The sequence below is a fragment of the Pantoea sp. nfd-35 genome (genome assembly GCF_056892255.1).
In genome coordinates, this window is the sequence record NZ_CP122403.1 from 3828146 (window position 1) to 3849967 (window position 21822).

At 57.7% G+C, this 21822-nt stretch carries 25 protein-coding genes and 1 pseudogene; 2 read left to right on the forward strand and 24 right to left on the reverse strand.

All coding sequences use genetic code 11. The features are described 5' to 3' along the window. Window positions 1-3 precede the first annotated feature (3 nt). The gene (locus tag P9J57_RS17755) at window positions 4-678 is read right to left on the reverse strand and encodes an EAL domain-containing protein (RefSeq protein WP_273758184.1); all 675 of its coding nucleotides are present in this window, start codon (window positions 676-678) and stop codon (window positions 4-6) included. Window positions 679-1109: 431 nt separating this feature from the next. Between P9J57_RS17755 and P9J57_RS17760 the strand changes: the two genes are divergently transcribed. After that, window positions 1110-1589, forward strand: a complete 480-nt coding sequence (locus P9J57_RS17760; RefSeq protein ID WP_081091672.1) for a GNAT family N-acetyltransferase — start codon at window positions 1110-1112, stop codon at window positions 1587-1589. Window positions 1590-1705: 116 nt separating this feature from the next. On the opposite strand, the gene P9J57_RS17765 is transcribed toward P9J57_RS17760, so the two are convergent. After that, window positions 1706-2896 (reverse strand): alpha/beta hydrolase-fold protein, encoded by a 1191-nt coding sequence (locus P9J57_RS17765; RefSeq protein ID WP_019105046.1) that lies wholly within the window; start codon window positions 2894-2896, stop codon window positions 1706-1708. Window positions 2897-3145: 249 nt separating this feature from the next. Here P9J57_RS17765 and P9J57_RS17770 point away from each other — a divergent pair, with 249 nt between their 5' ends. Further along, window positions 3146-3358, forward strand: a complete 213-nt coding sequence (locus P9J57_RS17770) for a hypothetical protein (protein WP_014606673.1) — start codon at window positions 3146-3148, stop codon at window positions 3356-3358. A gap of 37 nt (window positions 3359-3395) precedes the next feature. Here P9J57_RS17770 and acpT read toward each other — a convergent pair whose 3' ends face one another. The 22 genes and pseudogenes from acpT to P9J57_RS17880 all read right to left on the reverse strand — a co-directional run bounded on the left by acpT (window position 3396) and on the right by P9J57_RS17880 (window position 21806). Further along, window positions 3396-3974 carry a 4'-phosphopantetheinyl transferase AcpT gene (gene acpT, locus P9J57_RS17775; protein ID WP_014595240.1) on the reverse strand — a complete coding sequence of 193 codons (579 nt, stop codon included), beginning with the start codon at window positions 3972-3974 and terminating at the stop codon, window positions 3396-3398. Window position 3975: 1 nt separating this feature from the next. Beyond that, window positions 3976-5205 carry a beta-ketoacyl-ACP synthase gene (locus P9J57_RS17780; RefSeq protein ID WP_013024459.1) on the reverse strand — a complete coding sequence of 410 codons (1230 nt, stop codon included), beginning with the start codon at window positions 5203-5205 and terminating at the stop codon, window positions 3976-3978. After that, window positions 5202-5933: a 3-ketoacyl-ACP reductase FabG2 gene (locus P9J57_RS17785; RefSeq protein WP_013024458.1), complete on the reverse strand. Its 732-nt coding sequence runs from the start codon at window positions 5931-5933 to the stop codon at window positions 5202-5204. The genes P9J57_RS17780 and P9J57_RS17785 overlap by 4 nt, the downstream gene beginning before the upstream one ends. Beyond that, on the reverse strand, window positions 5930-6406 hold the full coding sequence (locus P9J57_RS17790; protein ID WP_013024457.1) for a hotdog family protein: 477 nt from the start codon (window positions 6404-6406) through the stop codon (window positions 5930-5932). The genes P9J57_RS17785 and P9J57_RS17790 overlap by 4 nt, the downstream gene beginning before the upstream one ends. Further along, the gene (locus P9J57_RS17795; RefSeq protein ID WP_019105044.1) at window positions 6403-7572 is read right to left on the reverse strand and encodes a beta-ketoacyl-[acyl-carrier-protein] synthase family protein; all 1170 of its coding nucleotides are present in this window, start codon (window positions 7570-7572) and stop codon (window positions 6403-6405) included. The genes P9J57_RS17790 and P9J57_RS17795 overlap by 4 nt, the downstream gene beginning before the upstream one ends. Window position 7573: 1 nt before the next feature. Beyond that, entirely contained in the window at window positions 7574-8110 is a 537-nt protein-coding gene (locus P9J57_RS17800) for a DUF3261 domain-containing protein (protein ID WP_042677869.1), read from the reverse strand. Between the two features lie 116 nt (window positions 8111-8226). Next, window positions 8227-10545 carry an MMPL family transporter gene (locus tag P9J57_RS17805; protein ID WP_483279319.1) on the reverse strand — a complete coding sequence of 773 codons (2319 nt, stop codon included), beginning with the start codon at window positions 10543-10545 and terminating at the stop codon, window positions 8227-8229. Further along, entirely contained in the window at window positions 10514-11119 is a 606-nt protein-coding gene (locus tag P9J57_RS17810) for a LolA family protein (protein WP_013024453.1), read from the reverse strand. Before P9J57_RS17810 ends, P9J57_RS17805 begins: the two co-directional genes overlap by 32 nt. After that, entirely contained in the window at window positions 11116-11538 is a 423-nt protein-coding gene (locus P9J57_RS17815) for an acyl-CoA thioesterase (RefSeq protein ID WP_013024452.1), read from the reverse strand. The genes P9J57_RS17810 and P9J57_RS17815 overlap by 4 nt, the downstream gene beginning before the upstream one ends. A gap of 3 nt (window positions 11539-11541) precedes the next feature. After that, window positions 11542-13233: a glycosyltransferase family 2 protein gene (locus P9J57_RS17820; RefSeq protein ID WP_013024451.1), complete on the reverse strand. Its 1692-nt coding sequence runs from the start codon at window positions 13231-13233 to the stop codon at window positions 11542-11544. Further along, entirely contained in the window at window positions 13224-13577 is a 354-nt protein-coding gene (locus P9J57_RS17825) for an ApeI family dehydratase (RefSeq protein ID WP_019105040.1), read from the reverse strand. Before P9J57_RS17825 ends, P9J57_RS17820 begins: the two co-directional genes overlap by 10 nt. Continuing rightward, window positions 13564-14925, reverse strand: a complete 1362-nt coding sequence (locus P9J57_RS17830) for an AMP-binding protein (RefSeq protein ID WP_041457939.1) — start codon at window positions 14923-14925, stop codon at window positions 13564-13566. The genes P9J57_RS17825 and P9J57_RS17830 overlap by 14 nt, the downstream gene beginning before the upstream one ends. Next, window positions 14925-15503, reverse strand: a complete 579-nt coding sequence (locus tag P9J57_RS17835) for a COG4648 family protein (protein WP_072137781.1) — start codon at window positions 15501-15503, stop codon at window positions 14925-14927. The genes P9J57_RS17830 and P9J57_RS17835 overlap by 1 nt, the downstream gene beginning before the upstream one ends. A gap of 6 nt (window positions 15504-15509) precedes the next feature. Then, window positions 15510-15761 (reverse strand): acyl carrier protein, encoded by a 252-nt coding sequence (locus P9J57_RS17840; RefSeq protein ID WP_019105037.1) that lies wholly within the window; start codon window positions 15759-15761, stop codon window positions 15510-15512. A 12-nt stretch (window positions 15762-15773) separates the two neighbouring features. Further along, complete coding sequence (locus P9J57_RS17845) at window positions 15774-16031, reverse strand: phosphopantetheine-binding protein (protein WP_019105036.1); 258 nt, start codon at window positions 16029-16031, stop codon at window positions 15774-15776. After that, window positions 16012-16845 (reverse strand): lysophospholipid acyltransferase family protein, encoded by an 834-nt coding sequence (locus P9J57_RS17850; RefSeq protein ID WP_483279320.1) that lies wholly within the window; start codon window positions 16843-16845, stop codon window positions 16012-16014. Before P9J57_RS17850 ends, P9J57_RS17845 begins: the two co-directional genes overlap by 20 nt. Beyond that, on the reverse strand, window positions 16824-17546 hold the full coding sequence (locus P9J57_RS17855; protein ID WP_014595231.1) for a beta-ketoacyl synthase chain length factor: 723 nt from the start codon (window positions 17544-17546) through the stop codon (window positions 16824-16826). The genes P9J57_RS17850 and P9J57_RS17855 overlap by 22 nt, the downstream gene beginning before the upstream one ends. A gap of 53 nt (window positions 17547-17599) precedes the next feature. After that, window positions 17600-18135 (reverse strand): annotated as a pseudogene (locus P9J57_RS17860) (methyltransferase); the annotation flags it as partial. Between the two features lie 35 nt (window positions 18136-18170). Beyond that, window positions 18171-18560, reverse strand: coding sequence for a hypothetical protein (locus tag P9J57_RS17865; RefSeq protein WP_013024442.1), 390 nt, complete (start codon window positions 18558-18560; stop codon window positions 18171-18173). A gap of 494 nt (window positions 18561-19054) precedes the next feature. Next, window positions 19055-20344, reverse strand: coding sequence for an MFS transporter (locus tag P9J57_RS17870; RefSeq protein WP_210531441.1), 1290 nt, complete (start codon window positions 20342-20344; stop codon window positions 19055-19057). Continuing rightward, window positions 20341-20832 carry a NanQ anomerase/TabA/YiaL family protein gene (locus P9J57_RS17875; RefSeq protein ID WP_028716010.1) on the reverse strand — a complete coding sequence of 164 codons (492 nt, stop codon included), beginning with the start codon at window positions 20830-20832 and terminating at the stop codon, window positions 20341-20343. The genes P9J57_RS17870 and P9J57_RS17875 overlap by 4 nt, the downstream gene beginning before the upstream one ends. Before the next feature lie 53 nt (window positions 20833-20885). Beyond that, a complete protein-coding gene (locus tag P9J57_RS17880; protein WP_014606677.1) occupies window positions 20886-21806 on the reverse strand; it encodes a dihydrodipicolinate synthase family protein in 921 nt (306 codons plus the stop codon). Between the last annotated feature and the right edge of the window lie 16 nt (window positions 21807-21822).

The following is a 21822-nucleotide window of genomic DNA, read 5'->3' on the forward strand; positions in this document are numbered from 1 at the left end:
TCGTCAGCCCAATGCATCAAAATTAATGGCTTCGAACAGATAGCCCTGAAATGCCGCAGCATGCGGTTTTGCAAACTGAAAGTAGGTGTCCTTCTCTACGCCTTCGACAATGATAAACTGGCAGTAGTCTTTAATTTGCGCCAACGTCTCTTTCCAGAGTGGACGATTATGATGTTCCCAGAAAAAGTGCTTGTCGATTTTAACGGCTTCATACAGTCCTTTCTGTAAACAGGGAAAATGCGAGGAGGCACTCCCAAAATCATCCAGCCATAAGGTGTAATTATTATATAACTTTCGCAGTAAGGGATTATTTAGCCCTTCAGCCAGACTGGGGAAGCTTTCTGAGACTTCGATGCGAAGAAAAGAGTGCGCTGTGGCGAGCTCGTAAATATCCCGTTCTTCCAGCAGCGCAAAAGCCATCTCTACATCTACATTGACAGAACACAGCAACTGGTGACTTTCAAAAAAATGTCTTTTTTGGTGAATTAAGCACAACTGCTCTCTCAGGAGCCTTATTTTTTGTTCTTTATTCATTTTACTTATATGTAAAAAAGGCGTCCCTGGTGCGGCAAATCGGGTTAAGACTTCAACGGCAATACGTTCGGATTTCAGGTTTACGATGGGTTCAGCAATGAACCGCCAGGCACGGTTATTATTATCAAGATTCTGGATTTCCATTCCCATGCTCTGATTAACGATGTTGAAGTGGATTGATTATTGATCGCCTTTAGCTATCAATCAAATGAATTTTAACGGATTAAACTATGATTAAACCTATCAAATCCCAAAAATCGATCGTTAAACCCTTGTTATTTAATGATGAATGGCAAACTATAAAACTCCAGTTTTCCATGGACCGCATTTTTTGCCGGTCATCCCTGTTAGGCAATGTGTCCCGATTAATTCCTTTCAGAGTACAGGGGAAATGGGAACAGGGCTGGGTTCAATCGTCCCGGCGGCCTTAAGGCCAGCGTTAAACAGAAGAAATTGACAGACCGATGACAGCCGGATGCCAGCCAAATGAAAAAAATCGGGTTAAAAACCGCTTCCGGGAAATACAGAGGTCAACCCAAATATTGGCGACTTGAAATACCGCGGTCCAGACGATAATGTGTTCCGACTCCACCGTCATGTTATACAGAACGACCATGTCTCTTTCCTTTTTTAAACTTGAACCCCGGCACCTTAAAGAAATATATGAAATACGCTTTTCAGTAACGGAAAACCGGCTTCACGCGCATCAAATTCACTATTTACAGCGTGAGCAAGCGCTGGAGGATATATGTCAGGGCGGCGGCTGGATTTGCCAGGTCGGGGATGATTATGCAGGTTATGGATTGGGGATCTATGCGCCCGAACCGCTAATTGGCGGACTGTTTGTTAAACCTGAATATCAAAAAAAGGGCATCGGGACGCACCTGCTGAACGCGATCGTCCAGTGGTTTAGCGATCGGGGCGCAGAGACGATTATGCTGACCACCGATCCCGGCTCGAACGCGGAGGGGTTTTATCAGGCAAATGGCTGGGTCGCAGAAGGCAGTGATGCGTTTGGGCAGCGGGTGATGCGTAAGCGCTTACCGCGTGGCTGACATGACACAATCCGCCGCTAACGAAACAGCAGCGTTCCCGCCGCGTTGGGGAGAATGCGCACAGGATACACAGGATGCCCTGCTCATCCTGTGCGCGGTCAGCGTTGAAGCCAGAATTAGTGCGACTGTGGTTTAAACAGCTGCTGCACAAACTCCACATACGCAGGTCGCCAGACGTCCATCTCATGTCCCAGCCCCGGATACTGGGTGTAATGGAACTTCACGCCCTGCTTTTCCAGTTCGGTTTTCAGCCCGGCAATGTCTTTGCCTGTCACGATATCTTTATCGCCCACCACCAGCGTAAAGTTTTTCAGCTGTTTATTCACGGTCTGCGGCTGGCTCAGCTGACGCGTCACGAACTCATTAGGCACTGTACTGGTGGTTACGCCGCTAAAACTGGCCAGCCAGGCAAAGTCGTTCAGGTGCGTCATGCCGGACACCAGCGCCTGATAGCCGCCCTGGGATAGCCCGGCTATCGCCCTGTCAGCCGGTTTGCGACTCACGGTAAAGCGTTTTTCCACCAGCGGGATAATGTCCTGCATTAACTCTTTATCCGCAGCAGCGGCATTCAGCGGATAAAAGTCCTTGCGGCGATCGGCTGGCGGGAAGTTTTCGGGAATAGCCTGCACGATGTCGGTTTCGGTATCGGGCACCACCACCAGCATCGGCTTAATTTTGCCTTCTGCCAGCAGGTTATCCATGATCTGCGGCAGGCGGAGCTGAGAGATGGCCGACAGCCCAGTATCGCCAAAGCCATGGTAGAAGTAGAGCACCGGGAGCGGCTTGCTATCGGCCTTGTAACCCGGCGGTGCCCAGACAAACACCTGACGTTCAGACTTCAGGGCGGTGGAGTGATAGGTCAGGGTCAGTACATCGCCGTGCGGCACGTTGCGCTCATCCAGAATACTGCCCGGCACCAGAATCATACTGGTGTTTACCTGGCGCTGCGGTTTCGGGAAACGGCTGCCGGTATCCGGCGTGCGGAAACCGTCTACGTCAAAATAGTACTCATACAGGTTGGGCTTCATCGGCTCGCTGGTCCATGACCAGATCCCCGTGCTGTCCTTTTTCATGTCATGCGACTGCTGGCTCAGCGGCGTGGCGCCGGTCACCACGGCAACCTGCTTCGCGGCAGGGGCAAAAAGACGAAAGGTAATGGAGTGATCCGGATTCAGCGCCGTAATGTAGCGACTTACCGGGATGCTCGTGTCTGGCGTTAACGGCAAAGGGGCGGCAATCAGTGCAGGTGCATATCCCGTGAGCAGGCTGCCTGCCAGGAATGAAAAACAGGCTAAAGTTTTTTTCATCGTGGGTTCCGGTTGTATGTATGGCGAGGTAGTTATTGCATCTTTACGTTCAGGAAGAGAGCAAAGGGATACGCGAAAAACGCAGGGTGTGATGCGGTTCAAAAAATTCAGTCCCTCTCTGGCATGAAAAGTCCGTCGCTTTTTCTGCAACAGTCGCGCAACGACTCGCATTTTTTTATCCGCCCGCCTCACATTCGCGTTATCGTCGCAGCATGAACACTTTTCCCCCTTGATAAGGACTGAGTATTGATGCGTAAACTTCCCTTTCTGCTGGTCACGCTGGGCCTTTTGATGTCGGTTACCTCTCAGGCGCAGGCTGAAGGCTGCCTGAAAGGCGCGCTGGTGGGCGGCGTAGCGGGTCATCTTAAACATCATGCGGTTGCCGGTGCCGTGGCGGGTTGCGCAGCAGGCCATTACCTGGCGAAGAAGCATAAAGAAGAAGACAGCAAACAGAGTCACTAAACAATCAGGGCTGCCCGGTGAGAACGTGGCCAGCCCTTTATGCCAGCCGCCGCAGAGTGGTCGCGCTCAACTCAAACGGCGTCGGCGTGCAGACCGCCAGACTCAGGCCGCCCACCTGCAGCGCGCTGACCGACAACGCAGACGGTGCCGTACTGTCAATGCTGGCCATCTGCCAGGCGCTCTCACCGCGCTGCTTGATTATCGCCTCTTTTATCGTCCAGATGCGCCAAAAGACCGCTAACTGCTGCACCCCCGGTTGTGCGGCGATCAGGGCCTGTTCACCCGGACTGAACAGCTTTTCTGCCAGGCGCGGCCAGTTTGGTCGCGGTCGCAGGACTTCAATATCACATCCCACGTCCCTTTCGTCACTGAACAGCAGGGCAATGTCATCCCCGCTGTGGCTCAGACTAAAGCCGCGTTGCACCTCGGGGGGAAACGCGGGCTTGCCATTTACCCCGTACTGCATCGCGGGCACCGGCGCGATAGCAGCAGAGAGCATGACGCGCCCGGCAAGCCAACTGGCACGCCGCGCGCCCGAAGGTGCCCGATCTTTCAACTCGGGTGCTAACGCGCCAGCACTGAGTCGGGAAATCTTTCCCAGAAAGATCTGATACATATCAGTGCCAGCGTTTGATGATGATGGAGGTGTTAATGCCGCCAAACGCAAAGTTATTGCTCTGCAAAAACTCACAATCGATAGGGCGAGCCTGGCCCATGATGTAGTCCAGTTCGCCGCAGTTGGCGTCCGGTTGCGTCAGATTCAGCGTAGGAGCGAACCAGCCCTCGCGCATCATTTGCAGGCTCATCCAAGCTTCCAGCGCGCCGCAGGCCCCTAATGTGTGTCCGAAATAGCTTTTCAGGGACGAAATGGGCACCTGATTGCCGTAAATCGCCGCCGTCGCCTGACTTTCCGCCAGATCGCCGCGATCGGTGGCGGTGCCGTGCGCCGAAATATAGCCGATGTCCTGCGGGCTTAATCCCGCCATCTTCAATGCCTTCTCCATGCAAATCTGCATCGTTTCCCGCTGCGGCTGAGTGATATGGGCTGCGTCACAGTTGGTGTTGAAGCCGACGATCTCGCCATAGATTGTCGCGCCGCGCGCTTTCGCGTGTTCCAGCTCTTCCAGAATCAGCGTGCCTGCGCCCTCGCCAATCACCAGACCGTCCCGTTTTTCATCAAAGGGCGAAGGCGTGGTGGTCGGCGCATCGTTGCGCTGGCTGGTGGCGAAAAGCGTGTCAAACACCGCCGCTTCCGAGGGACACAGCTCTTCTGCGCCACCGGCCACCATCACCGTCTGATAACCGTGGCGGATCGCCTCCCACGCGTAGCCAATCGCCTGGCTACCCGAGGTACAGGCGCTGGAGGTGGGGATAACCCGACCGCGCAGGCCGAAAAACAGCCCGGTATTCACGGCGGTGGTGTGCGGCATCATCTGTACATAGGTGGTGCCGGTAATATTATTGGTGTGCTTTTCCGTCAGCATGGTCGCGAATTCGCTTACCGGTCCGGTGCTGCCAGTCGAGGAGCCGTAAGCAATGCCGGTTTCACCATTGGTGAGCACAAGATCGCCGATCAATCCCGCGTCCAACAGCGCCAGTTCGCTGGCGCGGGTCGACATTAATGAAACGCGCCCCATGGCGCGAATACGTTTGCGGGTGTAGTGTTCCGGCAAACTGAAATTATCAATCGGGGCACCCAGTAAGGTATGCAGCCCGTCGTAAACCTGCCACTCCGGCATTCTGCGTACGGCATTTTCATACGCCAGCAGCCTGGCTGAAACGTCCTGCCAGTTTTCGCCAAACGCGGTGACGCCGCCCATACCGGTAATGACCACGCGCCGTGTCATAACATGCCTCCGTTGATGGAAATCACCTGGCGCGTCACATAACCTGCGATATCCGACATCAGGTAACGGGCAAGCCCGGCCACTTCCTCGGTTTGTCCCATGCGTTTCATGGGGATCAGGGACATCGCCTCTTTCAGCGCCGTCTCTTCCATCTCGATCATTCCTGTATCGATCAGCCCCGGCGCAATACAGTTAACGGTAATTTTTCGTTTGGCCAGCTCAATCGCCAGCGCTTTGGTGGCGCCAATAATGCCTGCTTTCGCGGCACTGTAGTTCACCTGACCGCGATTGCCCATCAGGCCCGACACCGAGGAAAGCGTAATAATGCGTCCGCCCTGGCGGGCGCTGATCATTGGCATAATGCAGGGCTGAATCACGTTGTAAAAACTGTCCAGATTGGTATGAATCACCTTATCCCAGTCGTCGTCGCTCAACGCAGGAAAGGCCGCATCGCGGGCAATGCCGGCATTGCTGACCACGCCGTACCAGGCTCCGTGTGCGTCGATATCCTGCTCCAGCACCTCGCGGCACTGCTGACGGTTCGCCACATCAAACTGCAGCAGGCGGCCCGTGCCCCCTGCCGCCAGAATGGCATCCAGGGTTTGCTGCGCCCCGGCAGCATCATGGTGATAATGCACGCCAAGGGTGAAGCCGTCTGCCGCCAGCTGGCAGGCGATGGCGCGACCAATGCCTTTGCTGGCACCGGTAACCAATACTGAACGGCTCATGAGGTCGCTCCTTGTTGAAATAATGAATGAAGTTCTTCGGCGGTGGGCTGAAAGGTATTTACCCGGCCGGTTGCCAGCGTAGCGCTCCCCGCCTCGATGGCGCACTCAAAGCTGCCAAAGCGTTCATCCTGCATCAGCAGTTTGACCTTGACGATCAGCGTGGCATCCGCCGGTAGAATCCCTGCGCTACACACTAATTCGCGCGCACCCAGCACCATGCCTAACGAGATACTGGCCTGTCCCTGCTGATGCCGATGCCAGCCCGACCAGACGCCGACCGTCTGCGCCATTAACTCCAGGACATACCAGCCCGGCAGGTTGCCATCGGAATCGAGAAACGGGGCCAGCACGCCCTGCGGCGATACCGTGACGCAGCAGGTCGCGCTGTCGGCCGTCACGTCGCTGACCTTTTCCAGTAACAGCATCGGCGCATCGTGCGGCAGATAGTCCGTGGGGGATAAATAGTGGCTCATAAGATCTTCCCAAGCAGAATACTGGCGTTGTTACCGCCGAAGGCAAACGAGTTTGACAGAATCACCGGGCGCGCCAGCGGCTGAGGCCGGTCAATGATGCCACAGGGCGGCAAATCCGCATCGCGCGGCGACAGGCTAAAATCCTGCGGCGGCAGCGGCAGGTTGCGTTGCAGGATCAGCATGCTGAGCGCCGCTTCGGTAATGCCCGCCGCGCCCAACGTGTGCCCGGTCAGGTGTTTCGTTGAACTGCAGGGCACCTGCTCGCCAAACAGGGCGTTTACCACGCTGGATTCAATCTGATCGTTGAGCGTGGTTGCGGTGCCATGCAGGTTGATATAGCCCACCGCCTCAGGCGCAATACCGGCTTCGTTCAGGGCCTGATGGATGGCGCGAATCGCCCCTTCCCCCTCTGGATGCGGGGCTGAGATATGGTAGGCATCGCTGGATTCGCCCACGCCCAGCAGCGCAATCGGCTGCGGCTCACGGGTTAACAACATCAGCGCGGCACCTTCACCGATGGTAATGCCGCTGCGATCGCGGGCGAACGGCTGACACAGGGTGGGAGAAAGCGACTCCAGGCTGTGAAAGCCGTTGACCGGCATCCGGCTGAGCGTGTCTGCTCCACCAACGATCGCTACATCCGCCAGCCCCGCCTCAATCAGGCGACGTCCGCTTATCATCGCACGGGCGCTGGAGGAGCAGGCGGTGGACAGCGTAAACGCCGGACCGTCAAGTGCCAGCCAGTGGCTGAGAAAGCGCGAGGGATCGCCCAACTCCTGCTGCGGATAGCGCCATGCCGTGCTTGATTGCTGATTCAGCGACAGGCGGACGTGCATATCCCCTTCGTCCAGCCCGGATGTGCTGGTACCCAGCACGATGGCGACACGATCGCGGCCATACTGCGCAATCGCCTGATCCACGTCGGGCTGAATCTGGGCCAGCGCGGCCAGCAGCAGTTGATTATTGCGCGAACGATGCGCGCTGAAGGCGTCAGGGATCGCCGGCAGCGCCCCTTCCACGCCGGCCAGCACGGCGTGCGGATGCGCCTGCAACCAGCCGCTGCGGGCGCGCATACCAGGGGCCACGCCACGCACCAGGTTGAGAGCGACCTCATCGTTATCCTTGCCCAGCGCGTTAATCATGCCAACGGCAGAAACGTAGATCATCTCAGTCATCCAGATATTGAATGGTGATGTGGTATTTAAACGCGTGCTGCTCAATGCTGATGGGTTCGCGCTTACCCTGGCGGTTCAGATAAGTGATTTCCGTCACCAGCTTGCCGCTGGCATTACGCAGCTCGCGCTTATCCCCACGGTCTTTCAGCGTCCAGCCCTCTGGCAACTGGGGCAGCCAGGCGCTGATGGGCCAGTGGCTGAGCATCACGTCGGCCAGCACCTGACTGGCCGGTGGCAGCTGCGGCAGCACAATCGACTGTTCGGTGTGCAATCCCTGGCGATCGTAGGTCACCAGGAACAGACGAATACCCACCGACGACAGCCCTGCCAGAGAGATTTTTTTATCATCTGCGTTGAGCATCACCAGCAGCGACTGGGTCTTGCCGTGAAAACGGCCGGTCAGAAGCTGCTGGGAACGGATTGACGGCGCAATGCCCGGCGCAGGCAGCGTCACGCGTGCGCCCGGTGCCAGCCAGGCCTGCGGACGCTGCTGCGGGCTGTGCGTGGAATGACTGCACCCGGCCAGCATCAGCGTGGCGGCAATAATCAAACAGCCTCCAGTGGACACGCGGCGACCGCGTAGCGGCACCGACCTGGCACGCCATCGCGGCAGGCAATATTTCAGCATGCGTAAAGTCTGGTTGATCATCGTGTTTTTTTCTCTCTTTTCGTCGGCATCGCCAGCGGTGCCAGCAGCCAGGCGGTGAAAATACCGCTGATCAGTACGATACCAAAACTGCTAATGGCCTGGGTGGTGCTGAAAACCAGCATGCCCAGCGTCAGCAGCGTTGTCATCATTGCCAGTGTGATGGCCAGCATGGAGGTGAGCGGCGTACCGCGTGGATTACTGAAAAACAGCGTGTAGTTGATGCCGATACCGAGCACCAGTACCAGCGCCAGCAGGGAAAACAGGTTGACCGCATGGCCGGTAAAGGCCAGCACCGCCAGGCCGCAGCCCAGAGAAAGCACAGATGGCACCAGGCTGCGCGCGCCTTTGCGCCAGCCAAGCCGCATGATGGCACCGCAGGCAATCACGGCCAGAGCAACAAGCAGCAGGCCGGTCAGGATATGGCGATACAAGGCAAACAGCCCGTCAAACGTCGTTTTGCGATCCACCCAGGCGACGCCGGGATAGCCTTTACTTAGCGCATCAAGCGCGGCGCTGTGTGTTACGCCGTCTACCGGCACCAGCACGCCGCTCTCACCGCTCTTCAGCGTCAGCCACAGCAGGCGCCAGCCTTCGCTGGCCGGGCTGGCAAGCCAGGCCGCAACGCTGACCGGCATAGGATTGAGATCCGGCTTCACCGTCGTTACGCCCGCCTCGCTGAGCGCGCGCGTGACGGCAGGCGCAGCATTTTTCAACAGCGCCACATCCTGTGCCTGACGCGCCAGCGAGTTCAGAGGGAGCGTTCGATAACCGCCGATCAGCCCTTGCGCTTTGGCCCGTTCCAGCGCGGGCGTGAAGGCTTCCAGCCGCGTCAGCGTCTGCTGCGCACTGTTGCCGTATACCACAAACCATTTCTGATCGACGCTCTGCCCGGTCAGCGCAGTAATGGCTTTTTCCTGCGCCAGAAGGTGCTGCGGCAGCGCCTGAAGCTGTGAGATATCATCGTCCACGCGCAAGGTGGCGAGGCCCGCCAGCGAGAACAGCGCCAGCGCCACCGGCAGCCCCACCGACAGGGCTTTGTTACGCCGCCATGCGGCAAGCCAGCGCAGCATCAGCACCATGGCGGGGACCGGACGCACAGGCAAGCCGCGGCACAGCCACGGATGCCAGAACACGACCGTCAGGCAGGCGGCGCTCAGGCCCACCGCCGCAAAGAGCGCCATCTGGCGAATGCCCGGAAACGGTGCCAGCATCATGATCAGATAGGCGGCCACCGTGGTCAGCAGGGCCAGCAGCAGCGCATTGCGGACTTTCGCCAGGCTCTGCCAGGGCGAGGTATCGGCGCCATGCACCATGCGCTCGGTAAGGTAATAGAGCGTGTAATCGGCGGAGATACCGATGATGCTCATGCTCATCACCAGCGTCATCAGGTGCAGCTCGCCAAACACCAGCAACGTCACAACGGTGCCCGCCAGCGCGCCAATGGCAATCGAGAGCAGGCATAACAGGATTGGCCGTACCGAACGGAACACCACCAGAATCAGCATTAGTACGCCCAGCACGGTTGCCAGCCCCAGCGTGGACACATCATGCTTCGCCTGCTGGCTGGCGTAATCGCTGTAAAACACCGTGCCGCGCGAGAGCAGCCGGACCTGCGGGTACTGCGCCTTGAACGTTTTTTCCAGCGCGCCCAGCGTGGTGACCAGTTTGTGCGTCTGCTGCATATCAAACGAGGATCCAGCCAGTTCGCCGTGCAGCAAATACCAGTAATTCCCCTGGCTGTCCTGCGTCACCAGCCAGCCGTCCATCAGGCGCAGCCGCTGACCGTTTTTCGCCATCGCCAGCTGCGATCCGCGCGTCAGCATCAGCGGATCGTTCTGTAATTCTTTGCCACTGACGCCGGAAAAGGCGGAATAGAGCTGAGAGAGGATCCACTGCGCCTGCGCCTCGCCGCCGTTTTGCAGCCGCTGCCGCGTTTCGCTGTCGATCATGCCGTTACGGTGCTGCCAGAAAAACGTGCCCCACGCCTGCTGGCTGCGGGCATCCATCGGCCCTTTTACCTCGGCCAGCGCCCCGGATCGCTGTAACCGTGTCAGCCAGTCGCGCGCCACCTGGGGATCGGCCTGCTTACCGGGGCTCACCAGCCAGACCAGTTGCCGATCGAGCCGCTGCATAAAGCCGTCGTTCAGGGCGGGGGGAATCGCGCCCAGCGCCTGCTTTGGCAGCATCGCCAGCACGCTGCTGTTCAGCCGGGCCTGCGGCAGCAGCGTAAGCAGCACCAACAGCATGAGCAGGCAGACCAGCCCCCACAGCAGCGCGGGCCGTTTACGGGGCGGCAAAGCGTTGGCGTTCGTCATCAGTCAGTTGTGCTGGCGTCAGTTGATGTTGCGAAAGGGTAATGTCCGTGCGATCGCCCTGCTTATCGTTGAGTTGGATCTGCTCCAGATAGGTTTTGCCCGCCAGATCGATGCTGGAGAAGATCTTATCCAGCGGCGTGGTGATCGGCGTCAGGCGCAGCGTCCAGCGGCCTTCGCCCTTGTCGGCAAAGTCAACGCGAAAATTCTGCTCCAGCACCTTGCGATCCGCCTGAAACAGCGCGCGCAGCAGGTGATTAAACTGGAACATCTGCGGATTGTTTTCGGCGGTAATGGTCTGCGGTGGCTGGCCGTTGATCACCTGCACCATGCGTTTATCATCCAGCAGCAGCTGCATCGGGAACGGACGGGTTTGATCCCACAGCAGGCCCTTGTCGCGGGCGATCAGCATCGTGCCCTGCGATTTTAGCGGCTGCGGCATATCCTTAATGGTGCGCACCTGATCGAAGTGCGCACGGATCACCGGCTGAGCGGTGAAGCGCTGCTGCAGATCGTCGAGCGTCAGCGCGCTGACAAACGGGCTGATCAACAGCGCCAGGAATAGCAGGCCTCTCATGGCGTCACTCCCATACGTTCAAACAGAATGTCCGGGCAGACAAAGCACATCTCGCGACTTTGCTCTTCCACCGCCACCTGAATGGTATAGCCCGTGGTGGTGCGCTGGCCGCTGTCGGCATCGAAAATTTCATACCCAATGCGCAGACGGTTTTCACACTCTTCAATGCGCGCCCGCACGCGAATGCGTTGCTCAAAGGTGAGCGGATGGCGGTACTTTACCCGCGTATCCACTACCGGCCAGACGTAGCCAGAGGCCTTCATCTGCCGGTAGCCATAGTCAAACTGGTTCAGTAACGCCTCGCGGGCGATTTCGAAATAGCGAAAATAGTTACCGTGCCAGACCACGCCCATCACATCGACATCATGAAAGGGAATGGTCAGGTCTACGTCGACCGTAAAACGGGGATCGTTAAGCACCCTTTACTCCTTGTCTTTGCTATCCGGCAGTTGCCAGAAATCGAAAAAGTTAAACCAGTCGAGCGGCGACTGGAGCGCATAGTGCTCAAGGCGTTCAGCATAGCGATCAATTGTCTGCTGCAGGGCTTGCTGACGCTCGGCACGCGGCAACAGCAGCGGATCGGCGAACGGCTCGCAATGAATGTGCAGTTTTCCCTGCTGGCGCAGCGCGAAGATCAGGTGAACCGGGCAGCGCAGGATCGACGCCAGAATAAACGGCCCCTGCGGAAAGGGAGCAGGCTGGCCCATAAAGCGGCTCCAGCAAATACGCCATTCCCCACCGCGCTGCGGATTAACGGCAATGCGATCGCCCACAATCGCGATCCACTCGCCGCGATCCAGCTTTTCTTTCAGCAACATGGCGGTGTCCGGACCGATATCCGTTACCGGCATCAGGTTTAGCCCGGCCTGCGGGGCCATCTCTTCCATAATCTGCTTAAAGCGCTGGGCGTTATCGCTAAACACCAGAGCATTAATGGTTTTACTGCCGCTGCGCTGCACCAGCGCCCGGCAGGCCTCCACATCGCCCAGGTGCGAGGCCAGCAGCAGCCTGCCCTGCGGATGACTGAGGTCCAGCATCGCCTCCGCGCCCGGTGCAAAGACCACGTCGCTGCCGAAATGCAGCTCACCGCGCCAGCTGGCGATTTTGTCCAGCATGACGTTGCCAAAGCGCAGAAAATGCCGGTAGCTGGTCAGGTTATTCGGCACCGGCTGCTGGCGTATCCGCAGCTGCTCACGCACGCGGGTTATCCAGTTCTGCGAGGCTTTTCGTGCCGTTGCGGCTGTCAGCCAGTACGCGCCGACCACCGGATACAGCAAAAGAGAAAAGGCTTTACGGCCCAGCAGGCGCCACACCAGCAGCATCAGGCGCATGCCCCACAGCCCTTTGACCTCTTTCTGCCGCGCCCAGTGCTGGGGCGAGCGGCGAAACAGTAAAGAAGGGATACGCGGCAACATGCCAAAAAACAGCCGCGTGTGCATCAGGGAGATGCGCACGTTGTCTTTGACCGCGTCGAAATGCGAGAGGCCGTCCTGCGGATAGGTTACCCGGGTCGGCACAAAGTAGCTGTTGTTACCCTGCCAGTAGAGCCGCACCATCACTTCGGTATCAAAGTCCATGCGCCTGCCGATGGTGGCACGCTGTGCCAGCTGTAAGGTTGGCGCGATGGGATAGACGCGAAAGCCGCACATGCTGTCTTTCAGCTGCAATGACAGGGTTTCGATCCACACCCAGACGTGGGTGATCCAGCGCCCGTAAAGCCGCGAGCGGGGAATGGAGTCGTCATAAATGGGCTGGCCGGAAATCAGCGCATCGGGATGCTGCTGCGCCAGCGCCAGCAGCGCGGGAATATCTTCAATAGCATGCTGGCCGTCGGCATCGACCTGCACCGCATGGGTAAAACCAGCCTGCGCCGCCACCTGCATACCGCGCAGCACCGCCGCACCTTTTCCGGCGTTTTGCGCCAGCCGCACCAGCGTCAGCGTGCTGTTTTCTGCTGCCAGCCGATCCAGTACCGCCTGGGTAGCGGCATCGCTGCCGTCATCAACGACAATGCACGGCAGACCAAACGGCATCAGGCGCGCCAGCACCGCTGCCATCATGGCACCGTGGTTATAACAGGGGATCAGCACGCAGGGGGAAAAGGCTAGCGACATAACCGAATCTTACCGCTGCTGGCGACATGACGTGCCTCACCGTCGTGGCGCTGGTAGCTAAAGCTCAGCATCTGGCGCGCTTCCTGCCAGTTCAGCGTTAACGTAACGGTAGTGTCCGGCAGCAGCGGAGCCTGAAACTTCACGTTCTGAATGCTGTGAAAACGCCAGCCGGGTGCCAGCAGCGTCGTCGCGTACTGCATCACCCAGTCAAGTTGCGCCACGCCGGGCAGCAGTGGTTGAACGGCAAAATGCCCTTTGAACCAGAACAGCGACGGATCAAGGTGTAAAACCATCTCAGCCTGATCGGGCTGCGACTGATGGCGCTCAATTTCATGGGGTTTCATGAAACCACTCCTGTAACTGCGCATAAACACGCTTGTTCATACTGTTAACCGGGATCGCATCGATCACCCGCCAGTAACGCGGCACGGCGACAGGTTCCAGCCACGGCAACAACGCACGTCGCCAGGCCAGCTCTTGCTGTTTACCGCCGTGTTCCTGCCAGCGTTGCCGTGCTGCATCGTCCAACACCAGCAGAACGCCAATGCTCTGTCGGCCGCGACGTAAAACCGGCACCGCCGCCACCTCGCTGATCCCGTCCAGCGCCAGCAGCCGCTGTTCGACTTCGCTTAACGAAATACGCTTCTCTTCAATTTTAACCACTCTGCCCCGACGGCCCACCAGCCGGAACTGGCCGTTTTCTTCGATATGCAGAATATCGTCGAGCAACAAACCCTCTCTGTCGGCGATCAGCGGTGAAAACACACGCAACGTATCGCTTTCCTGATGAAAACGGACGCCGTCAAAGGGTTGCCAGGTGATATCTTCTTCCTGACGATAGCGCCAGGCGAGGATACCGGTTTCCGTGCTGCCATAAATTTCATCTGGCCAGATATGCATCCAGTCCGCCGCCTGAGAAACATCCTGCCAGGGTAACATGCCGCCGGCGGAAAAGACCATCGCGACCGGCGGTGCGGTGAGCTGGCGATCGAGGCGTTTCAGAAACGCCGGGCTGCTGATAAAAACATACTGATAATCGTGGCTTAAGGCGGCGAGCTGTTCGGCATACCAGAGCATCGCCGCATGCAGCGGTAATCCCAGCGCCATCGGCAGAATAATACGAAAGGTCAGACCGTACTGGTGCTGCGGCACAACCGAGGCCACGACCCGACAACCGGCCAGCCGCCCGGCAAAGCGGGCCGCCAGCAGGGCCGCTTCGTAATCAAGGGACTGAACGGACTTCACCACCCGCTTCGGCTGACCGGTGGAGCCGGAGGTAAACAGTTCGATGCTGGCCTCGTCAGGTATGGCCGGAAAAGACGGAGCAAAGGCGGCGAGGGTCATCGCACTGCTGACCACCAGCAGCGGCCCCTGCCAGCTCAGCGTTTTTTCACTCAGCACGCCGTCAAACAGGGCGTGTTGTTCGTTGAGCAAGGAAACACGACAGTGACCGGGGACAACCGGTGTTTTGCCCGCGTGCAGCGTTGCCAGCAGGGCCACGGTAAACAGGTAGCTGTCCTCAAAGCACAAGGCCCAGCGTTGGCCTGCCTGCTGCTGCAGTAAGGCGATTAAGCAGGCCACATCCTGCCGTAGATGTCCCAGCGTCCAGGTGCGGTCGTCCAGCCAGGCCACAGGCACGTCAGCCGGTCGCGGTGCAGTGAGCCACTGGGTCAGTGTAAGCGTCTGCTTCATCATGAATCTCGTTGTTTTGTTTTCCGGCGTACCAACCACTCGCCCGCCATCAGCGTGCCCATCAGCAGATAGGCAATCATTCCGTTCCAGGCGGTCCATAACGCCATATCGCCATACAGCGCGGTAAAGAGCGCCATGCTGCCGTTGAGGATGAAAAAGACGCACCAGATTTGCGTCACCCGGCGGGTATAACGCACGCCCTTTTCAGGCAGATCCGGCTCACTGACTCTGGCCAGACGTTCGACAATGGGCATGGCTGACCACAGGGAGCCACCAAACACCGTCAGCATGACGCCATTGACCACGACCGGGTAAAAAAGCAGGAGCTGGTGGGTTTTCAGCAGGTAGCTGGCCGCGCACAGGGCAATGCCGGCCACCGCCACCACCTGAGTGATGACACGCATCGGCCCCGTTTTGCGCCGGGTCTGGCGAAGACGGAGTAAAAGAACAAGCGCCATCAGTGGCAACAGCCAGTGCAGGCTGTTATGCGCCAGGCCGACGCTGATCAAAAAGGGCCACGCCACCAGCAGCAAGCCTGTCAGCAACGTAAGAACGGGCCGCGTGCGTTTGCCGGACATCGCGACTTACGCTTCTTTCAGCAGCCGTTCTACCGCATCGACAACGTCCTGCACGGTACGCACGGCTTTGAACTCTTCCGGCTTGATTTTCTTGCCGGTTTTCTTTTGCAGATGCACGATCATGTCGACCGCATCGATGCTGTCCAGCTCCAGATCCTCATACAGCCGCGCCTGTGGGGAGATATCCTGCGGGTCGATCTCAAACAGCTTAACCAACAGCGCAGTGACCTCTTCATAAATGGCGTTTTGTTCTGTCATGACGGACGCTCCTCAGGCACGTTGCGCGTGGATGAACGCTGCCAGCGTGGCAACGGAGAAAAAGTGCTGGCGCATCTCTTCGCTTTCCGACGAGAGAACCACACCGTAGGCATTTTTTACCGCCAGACCCAGCTCAAGCGCGTCGATGGAGTCCAGTCCTAAGCCGTCACCAAACAGCGGCGCATCGCTATCAATATCGTCGGCCGACAGTTCGTCGAGATTCAGCGTCGTTATAATGAGATTTTTGATTTCAAGGTAAAGCGCTTGCATCATTAATTCCTGAAAAAGGTGAAGAACCTGGTTGTAATTGAAGCAAAAGATGCCGGTTCAACTGTCTTGCCGCCAGTGCCGGTTCTTGTATGTCTGCATCGTAAAACTGATCGATAGATATCCGCTCCCGCACCTCAACGCTGAACAACGGTTTGGCGGGCGGCACGTTATACCATTTGCTCTGCTTGTCCAGCAGATGCTCGCTACAGTGAATGATCACTACGCGTAAATCACTGCCACAGCGCACAGCAATATTGGCCGCACCGCGTTGTAGCGTCATGGGTTCACCGGGCCGGGTTCGGGTGCCTTCCGGAAAAATCAAAATCGTGTCGCCCTGTGCCAGCCGCTGTCGGCAGGCAGGCAGAAGTGCATCGGCCTGGCTGTTAATCAGATAATCGGCTGCCCGGATAACGCCGCTGACGAACGGGTTTTTCAGGAGCGCCCCCTTTACCAGACAGTCGCTTTCCGGCATCACAGAGGCCAACAGCACATAATCGATGAGCGTCGGATGATTGGCGACCACCAGACAGCCGCGATCCTGACGCAGGTGCTCAAGCCCGCGCGTCCGGTAATCCAGTACGCCAACGCCTTTTGCCACCCTTAAGAAGAAGCGGAAACTGGCGGCGATACTGCGCCTGGCGATGCGGCGGCGGCGGCCTTTATCCCATACCGCGAGTAACAACAGGTTAAACCACACCATAGATAACAGCAGTCCGCCGATACCGAACAGGGCAAAACAAAAGCCGGTCATCGCGCATCGCCATGCCCGGTTGAGGCGCGAAACTATCCTGCTCATCCGCGGCTCCAGTGCCATTCCACTCTTTCCCCACTTAAGACAAAGGTGGCAGCATCTTGCAGGTAGTGCTGCAAAAAAAGTAGGCTTTGCGGCAGCGCGGGCGCTTTCGCGGTGTGCTGCGACCGGGTTTCACACTGCAAGGCATCACCGGCTTCAATCACCAGCGCGACCGCGAACGGCCACATCGGGGTTTCTGATGTGAGATGCGAGTGATAAAACGCCGGCATCGCCCCGTCAAAATCGACCATTAACACGCGCTGATAGCCCGCCTGGAGCAGACACAACACCTCACACAGCCCCTGCTGAAAGGTGTCTTTACCGGCAGAAAGCGACGAGGAGACGATCGGCTTCTTCGCGGCTATCGTCAGGCTGCCAACGGCGGAGTTGTGCACTGACAGGGCAAAATCGGTTGGTGAAAGCGCCTGGTCTGTCGCCAGCGCCTGCAGAATGCGGAAATTGCGTTCCAGCTCCCCGTGACGGCTGGTGTAAAGCACGGCATCGATTTCATGCTGACGCAGCATCGCCAGCCCGCACTCCACGGCCAGCTTACTGCCGGCGCTGAGGCGGCGCGCGGTCATCATCGGCAGTTCGGTCAGCTTTGCCTGCGGTGCCGCAGGATCGATGGCGTGCGACAGCCGAGCCCATTCCAGCCACTGTGCCGTTTCGCTTAATCCTGGGGCCCTGGCCTGCCAGTCAACAATGTTTAATGCAAATTTCATCAACGCGCGTCCGCGATATTCAGGTGATACTCAGGGCGCTTATCGCCGTGTTGTTATGGTTTCTTCTGGCACTGCAATAATGTATGCCCAACGCCCGGGCCGTCGTGGCGCTCATCGCTCTGGAACCCTGTCTTGTCCAGATAGTGATAAAACGTCTCTATGCTGTAGAAACGGCTGTTGCCGTTGGCCATACAGGTAAAATAAAGCGAAGACGCATTGAGACTAAATGAGGCCGCTTCAATGTTCTGCGCATCCCAGAACGGTTCCATGATGAACAGCTTCGCGCCGGGTTTTATCACGTCGGCAACAGGGTCCAGCATCGTGACGACTTGTTCAGGCGAAAAGCCGTCCAGAAACTGACTCATCCAACCGACATCGGCTTCTGCGGGTAAAGGCAGGTCGCCAAGCATATCGACTTCATGGCAGGCGATGCGATGAGAAAAGCCTGCATTTTCGATATTTTCCCGCGTCAGCGCAATCCGGGGCGGCAAATCTGACAGGCCACCGCCATTGCGTGGTCATACTGGCAGCAGCGTATGGCACATTTTCCGGTGTGATGGCTGAGAAAACCGGCTAAGTCATAAGCGGTTTATCGGGCCATCACTGGCCCGACTTTAGGCATAATTACAATTTTGTGCCTGCCGAGAGATTGGCCTGAATATCTTTATCCAGGTTTTCTACCCAGCGGTTGTAGGTTTTATGAATCTGCCCGCCCGATGCCAGCAGATTGGTGCTGTGGTCGTAGACGATATCGTAGCCTGTCGACGAGTAGTTGATTCGCACTTCAGCCATGTGATCACGAACCTGCTGACGCGCTTTAATCTCGCCCGGAGCCACCTGCGTCATCATCCACTGACGCTGAACACCGGCTCTTAAAATGGCATTTTTAACCTGATCCTGGGTATAACCCGCCGCGACGATAGTATGAATTTTCTCAAGCGGGGCGGTACGCGCACAACCTGCCAACGCCCCAACGACCGCAAGGGCGGCAAACCATTTCATAGACTTTTTCATTCAACATACCTGTCTGTGTGAAGTAAATAAGGACAACAATAATTAGCGTGAAAATGATTATTGAGATCATCATGCAGGGCTTATTTGCGTTAATTTAAACGCGGTGCCTCGTCTGTGATGCCATGATAAACGGCCGCAATGTTGTTATATTTTCTCTTTTAGTTCAACAGAATTTAATTAAAACGATTTATTGGCGGGAAGAGGAAAAACGATAATTACGCGCCGGGCAAAGAGGTTAACCCGAATAGAAAGAACGATGACAGACGGAGAAAACGCCCCCGTCTGGATGAATCATTTTCTTTAAGGGCAATCGATGCGCCGATAATCCTGAACCGGCGTTATCCCCCCTGCTCTGCCGATTACCGCGTTAAACCCTTTCGTACTGGTACATCTCACGTCAGCCCTCTTTAACAGAAGGTAAACCCTGTCAGCGATAACCGTCAGCGTGGGCTGCCATTTGGTACAACCCTGGCTGGCCGCCAGGGTTGGGCTTGTTAGCTTGCCTGCAGCGGCTTACGCACAAACAGGCCGTAGCTCAGCGCGCCCAGCATCAGGAGCGCTGCACCAAGCAAAAACACATTGGTGAATTTACCGGTGGTATCCAGAATAATGCCGGTAACGATCGGTGCCATTGCCGCCCCCAGGAAACCGCCAAAGTTCTGAATGGCGCCCAGCGAGGCCACCTGCGACTTCGGTGCGATGTCACTGGCCAGCGTCCAGAGCGCCCCCTGCGGCATCTGCGAGAAGAAATAGCCCAGCGCCAGCAGGCCAATGGCCAGCGGGGTGCTGTTTACAAACGGAATCGGCGCCACGAAGCAGGCCGCCAGGGCCGCACCCGATACGATTGGCACCTTACGCGCGGTGATGGCCCTGACGCCCCGGCGCACCAGGTTGTCTGAAAGCATCCCACCCACCAGCACGCCCAGAATACCGGCCAGAAACGGAATGGAGGCAATCCAGCCGGTGGCTTTGAGGCTAAAGCCCAGCGATTTTTCCAGATAGCCCGGCAGCCAGGTCAGATAGACCCAGATCGTGAACATAATGGAGAAGTTGCCGATCACCATAAACCAGGTGGTGCTGTGTCGGAACAGCGCACGCCAGCGCACCTCGCCCTTCTCTTGCGGCACTGCGACGCTGGGTTGTCCGGCATGCAGCAGCGCATCTTCCCGGGCATTGGGATCGCGATAAAACTTCCACCACGTCAGCAGCAGGGGAAGCCCCATTACGCCGATCGCCACAAACATGCCGCGCCAGCCTAAGGTCAGCAACAGCACGGTCAGAATGGGCGGCGCAATGGCGTTGGCAATTTGCGAACCGGTATTAATAATCGCAGTGGGTAAACCGCGTTCACTGTCGCCAAACCAGCGATGGGTGATTTTAATTCCCGAGGTAAAGAACGGGGATTCGGACACGCCCAGCAGCATACGCAGACCGTAGAAATAGCTGTAGCTGTTGGCAAACGCCGTCAGCACGGTAAAGCCCGACCACAGCCCCAGCGCCCAGGAGAACATCTTTTTGGGGCCTAACTTGTCCACCAGCCAGCCTGCGGGCAGGTTAGCCAGCGCATAGGGCCAGAGAAACGCCGACAACAGCAACCCCATTTCGGTTTGCGAAAAGCCAAATTCCGCCGCAATGGTGGTGTTGGCAATACTCAGGTTGGCGCGGTCCAGGTAATTCACTATCGCCGCCAGCAACAGCAGCGTGACAATGCCCCAGCGCAGCTTCCCTTTCAGCGTGACCTGCCCGCTCACCGTTGTTTCTGACATCGCCGCAGAGGGTTTCATGGTGCCTCCCGCCCGGCAAACAGATCGAGATGGATTTTAATCACTGCTTTACGGATAGTCTGCGCCACCGGCGACGCACAGCCAGGACGATGAATATCGTGAGGGAAAAACAGCGCAAACTGCCCCGGCGTCAGCGCGATGCTGTACTCATCCGTGATGTCCTGATAAAACACTACGTCATTTTCCTCCCGCCGGTCTTCCGCTATCACATGCTGCGGATGGGCACGCGTCACGCCGATGGTTTCGCGTCCGGCCAGCAGGTACTGAATATCGACATAGCGAAAATGGGATTCGGCCCGGCGGGCGCTGGCGGGCTCGGTCGTCATTTCCTGTAGCAGGCAGAACATCTGGTTGTCGGGCAGTAAATCGTATTTCCCCGTTTCCATCTGGCTGAAATCGCTGGCCGCTATCCAGCGAATCGCCTGGTCAACGATGGGATGAAACGCGTGACGCTCACGCGCCCAGTCAAGTTGATCGCATACAATCATGGTGTTTTCCCTTGAGGTAAAACGGTGCAGGAACAGACGGTGTCCGGTTTTTTTTATGAAAGACGGTGTTGCCACAGCGCACTGCCATCACGAATCTGGTCAAGCAACACGCCAAGCCCCCAGAACTTCTCCAGCACGTTGTCCCGGTTAACGCGGCAGTGCTCGCTGGCGAAGGTGCCGAGGCGCTGGTGATAAATTTTGGCGTTTTTGGGATAGCCAAGGGTTTCGGTGACGGCGCTCAGCGACAGGAACAGCGACAGCTCATGGGCTTTCTCAGGCTGCTGGGCGCCCTGGTGATAAAGCCAGACGTAGAGGTTCGGATGAAAGTTCGTGAACACGCCGCTGAAGCCGCGCGAGCCCGCCTGAATGGCCGGCCACGCAATGGCCGCATTGGCGTTAATCACCGCCAGCGGCGTGCCTTCCGCCAGCCTGACGCGGCGTTGCACCGTGGGCAGATCGCAGCTCACGTCTTTCAGCACCACAAAGCGGCCGCTGTTGGCACAGAAGCTGAACTCGTCGTCGCTCAGCAGACGACGATACGGCGCCGGGCACTCGTAGAGCCCTAGCGGCAGCCCGGCAGGCAGCGCGTCCAGAATGTGATTCAGGTGAGCATAAAAGGTCTCGCTTCCCTGATTGTGCGGATCGAGGTGATTGGTCACCAGCACCAGCGCATCAATGCCCGTTCCGGCCATCGCCTGCAATTCCTGAGTCTGCTCGCTTAACCCATCGCTGATGTGGCCGGAGGCAATCACCGGCACCCGGCCCTGCACTTTCTCCACCACAAAACGCGCCAGCGCAACGCGCTCGTCCAGGCTGAGAGACTGCATTTCGCTGGACTGGCACACGGCAAACAGCGCATCCACGCCCTGCGCCAGATACCAGTCGATCAGGCGTGACAGGCCGGGGTAATCGATCTGATTCTCTGCGGTGAATGGGGTCAGCATGACCGGGACAATACCTTCAATCTTTTTCATGGTTTCTCCTGCCAGC

What these genes read in the sequence shown, in the direction of transcription:
- P9J57_RS17755 (WP_273758184.1), bottom strand. Translation starts at nt 678, where the DNA reads ATGGAAATCCAGAATCTTGATAATAATAACCGTGCCTGGCGGTTCATT.
- P9J57_RS17820 (WP_013024451.1), bottom strand. Translation starts at nt 13,233, where the DNA reads ATGTCGCTAGCCTTTTCCCCCTGCGTGCTGATCCCCTGTTATAACCAC.
- P9J57_RS17760 (WP_081091672.1), top strand. Translation starts at nt 1,110, where the DNA reads ATGTGTTCCGACTCCACCGTCATGTTATACAGAACGACCATGTCTCTT.
- P9J57_RS17795 (WP_019105044.1), bottom strand. Translation starts at nt 7,572, where the DNA reads ATGATCTACGTTTCTGCCGTTGGCATGATTAACGCGCTGGGCAAGGAT.
- P9J57_RS17805 (WP_483279319.1), bottom strand. Translation starts at nt 10,545, where the DNA reads ATGACGAACGCCAACGCTTTGCCGCCCCGTAAACGGCCCGCGCTGCTG.
- P9J57_RS17780 (WP_013024459.1), bottom strand. Translation starts at nt 5,205, where the DNA reads ATGACACGGCGCGTGGTCATTACCGGTATGGGCGGCGTCACCGCGTTT.
- P9J57_RS17790 (WP_013024457.1), bottom strand. Translation starts at nt 6,406, where the DNA reads ATGAGCCACTATTTATCCCCCACGGACTATCTGCCGCACGATGCGCCG.
- P9J57_RS17845 (WP_019105036.1), bottom strand. Translation starts at nt 16,031, where the DNA reads ATGCAAGCGCTTTACCTTGAAATCAAAAATCTCATTATAACGACGCTG.
- P9J57_RS17875 (WP_028716010.1), bottom strand. Translation starts at nt 20,832, where the DNA reads ATGATTGTATGCGATCAACTTGACTGGGCGCGTGAGCGTCACGCGTTT.
- P9J57_RS17870 (WP_210531441.1), bottom strand. Translation starts at nt 20,344, where the DNA reads ATGAAACCCTCTGCGGCGATGTCAGAAACAACGGTGAGCGGGCAGGTC.
- P9J57_RS17835 (WP_072137781.1), bottom strand. Translation starts at nt 15,503, where the DNA reads ATGTCCGGCAAACGCACGCGGCCCGTTCTTACGTTGCTGACAGGCTTG.
- P9J57_RS17855 (WP_014595231.1), bottom strand. Translation starts at nt 17,546, where the DNA reads ATGAAATTTGCATTAAACATTGTTGACTGGCAGGCCAGGGCCCCAGGA.
- P9J57_RS17785 (WP_013024458.1), bottom strand. Translation starts at nt 5,933, where the DNA reads ATGAGCCGTTCAGTATTGGTTACCGGTGCCAGCAAAGGCATTGGTCGC.
- P9J57_RS17810 (WP_013024453.1), bottom strand. Translation starts at nt 11,119, where the DNA reads ATGAGAGGCCTGCTATTCCTGGCGCTGTTGATCAGCCCGTTTGTCAGC.
- P9J57_RS17830 (WP_041457939.1), bottom strand. Translation starts at nt 14,925, where the DNA reads ATGAAGCAGACGCTTACACTGACCCAGTGGCTCACTGCACCGCGACCG.
- P9J57_RS17840 (WP_019105037.1), bottom strand. Translation starts at nt 15,761, where the DNA reads ATGACAGAACAAAACGCCATTTATGAAGAGGTCACTGCGCTGTTGGTT.
- P9J57_RS17850 (WP_483279320.1), bottom strand. Translation starts at nt 16,845, where the DNA reads ATGGCACTGGAGCCGCGGATGAGCAGGATAGTTTCGCGCCTCAACCGG.
- P9J57_RS17800 (WP_042677869.1), bottom strand. Translation starts at nt 8,110, where the DNA reads ATGCTGGCCGGGTGCAGTCATTCCACGCACAGCCCGCAGCAGCGTCCG.
- P9J57_RS17880 (WP_014606677.1), bottom strand. Translation starts at nt 21,806, where the DNA reads ATGAAAAAGATTGAAGGTATTGTCCCGGTCATGCTGACCCCATTCACC.
- acpT (WP_014595240.1), bottom strand. Translation starts at nt 3,974, where the DNA reads ATGTATCAGATCTTTCTGGGAAAGATTTCCCGACTCAGTGCTGGCGCG.
- P9J57_RS17765 (WP_019105046.1), bottom strand. Translation starts at nt 2,896, where the DNA reads ATGAAAAAAACTTTAGCCTGTTTTTCATTCCTGGCAGGCAGCCTGCTC.
- P9J57_RS17825 (WP_019105040.1), bottom strand. Translation starts at nt 13,577, where the DNA reads ATGAAACCCCATGAAATTGAGCGCCATCAGTCGCAGCCCGATCAGGCT.
- P9J57_RS17865 (WP_013024442.1), bottom strand. Translation starts at nt 18,560, where the DNA reads ATGAAAAAGTCTATGAAATGGTTTGCCGCCCTTGCGGTCGTTGGGGCG.
- P9J57_RS17770 (WP_014606673.1), top strand. Translation starts at nt 3,146, where the DNA reads ATGCGTAAACTTCCCTTTCTGCTGGTCACGCTGGGCCTTTTGATGTCG.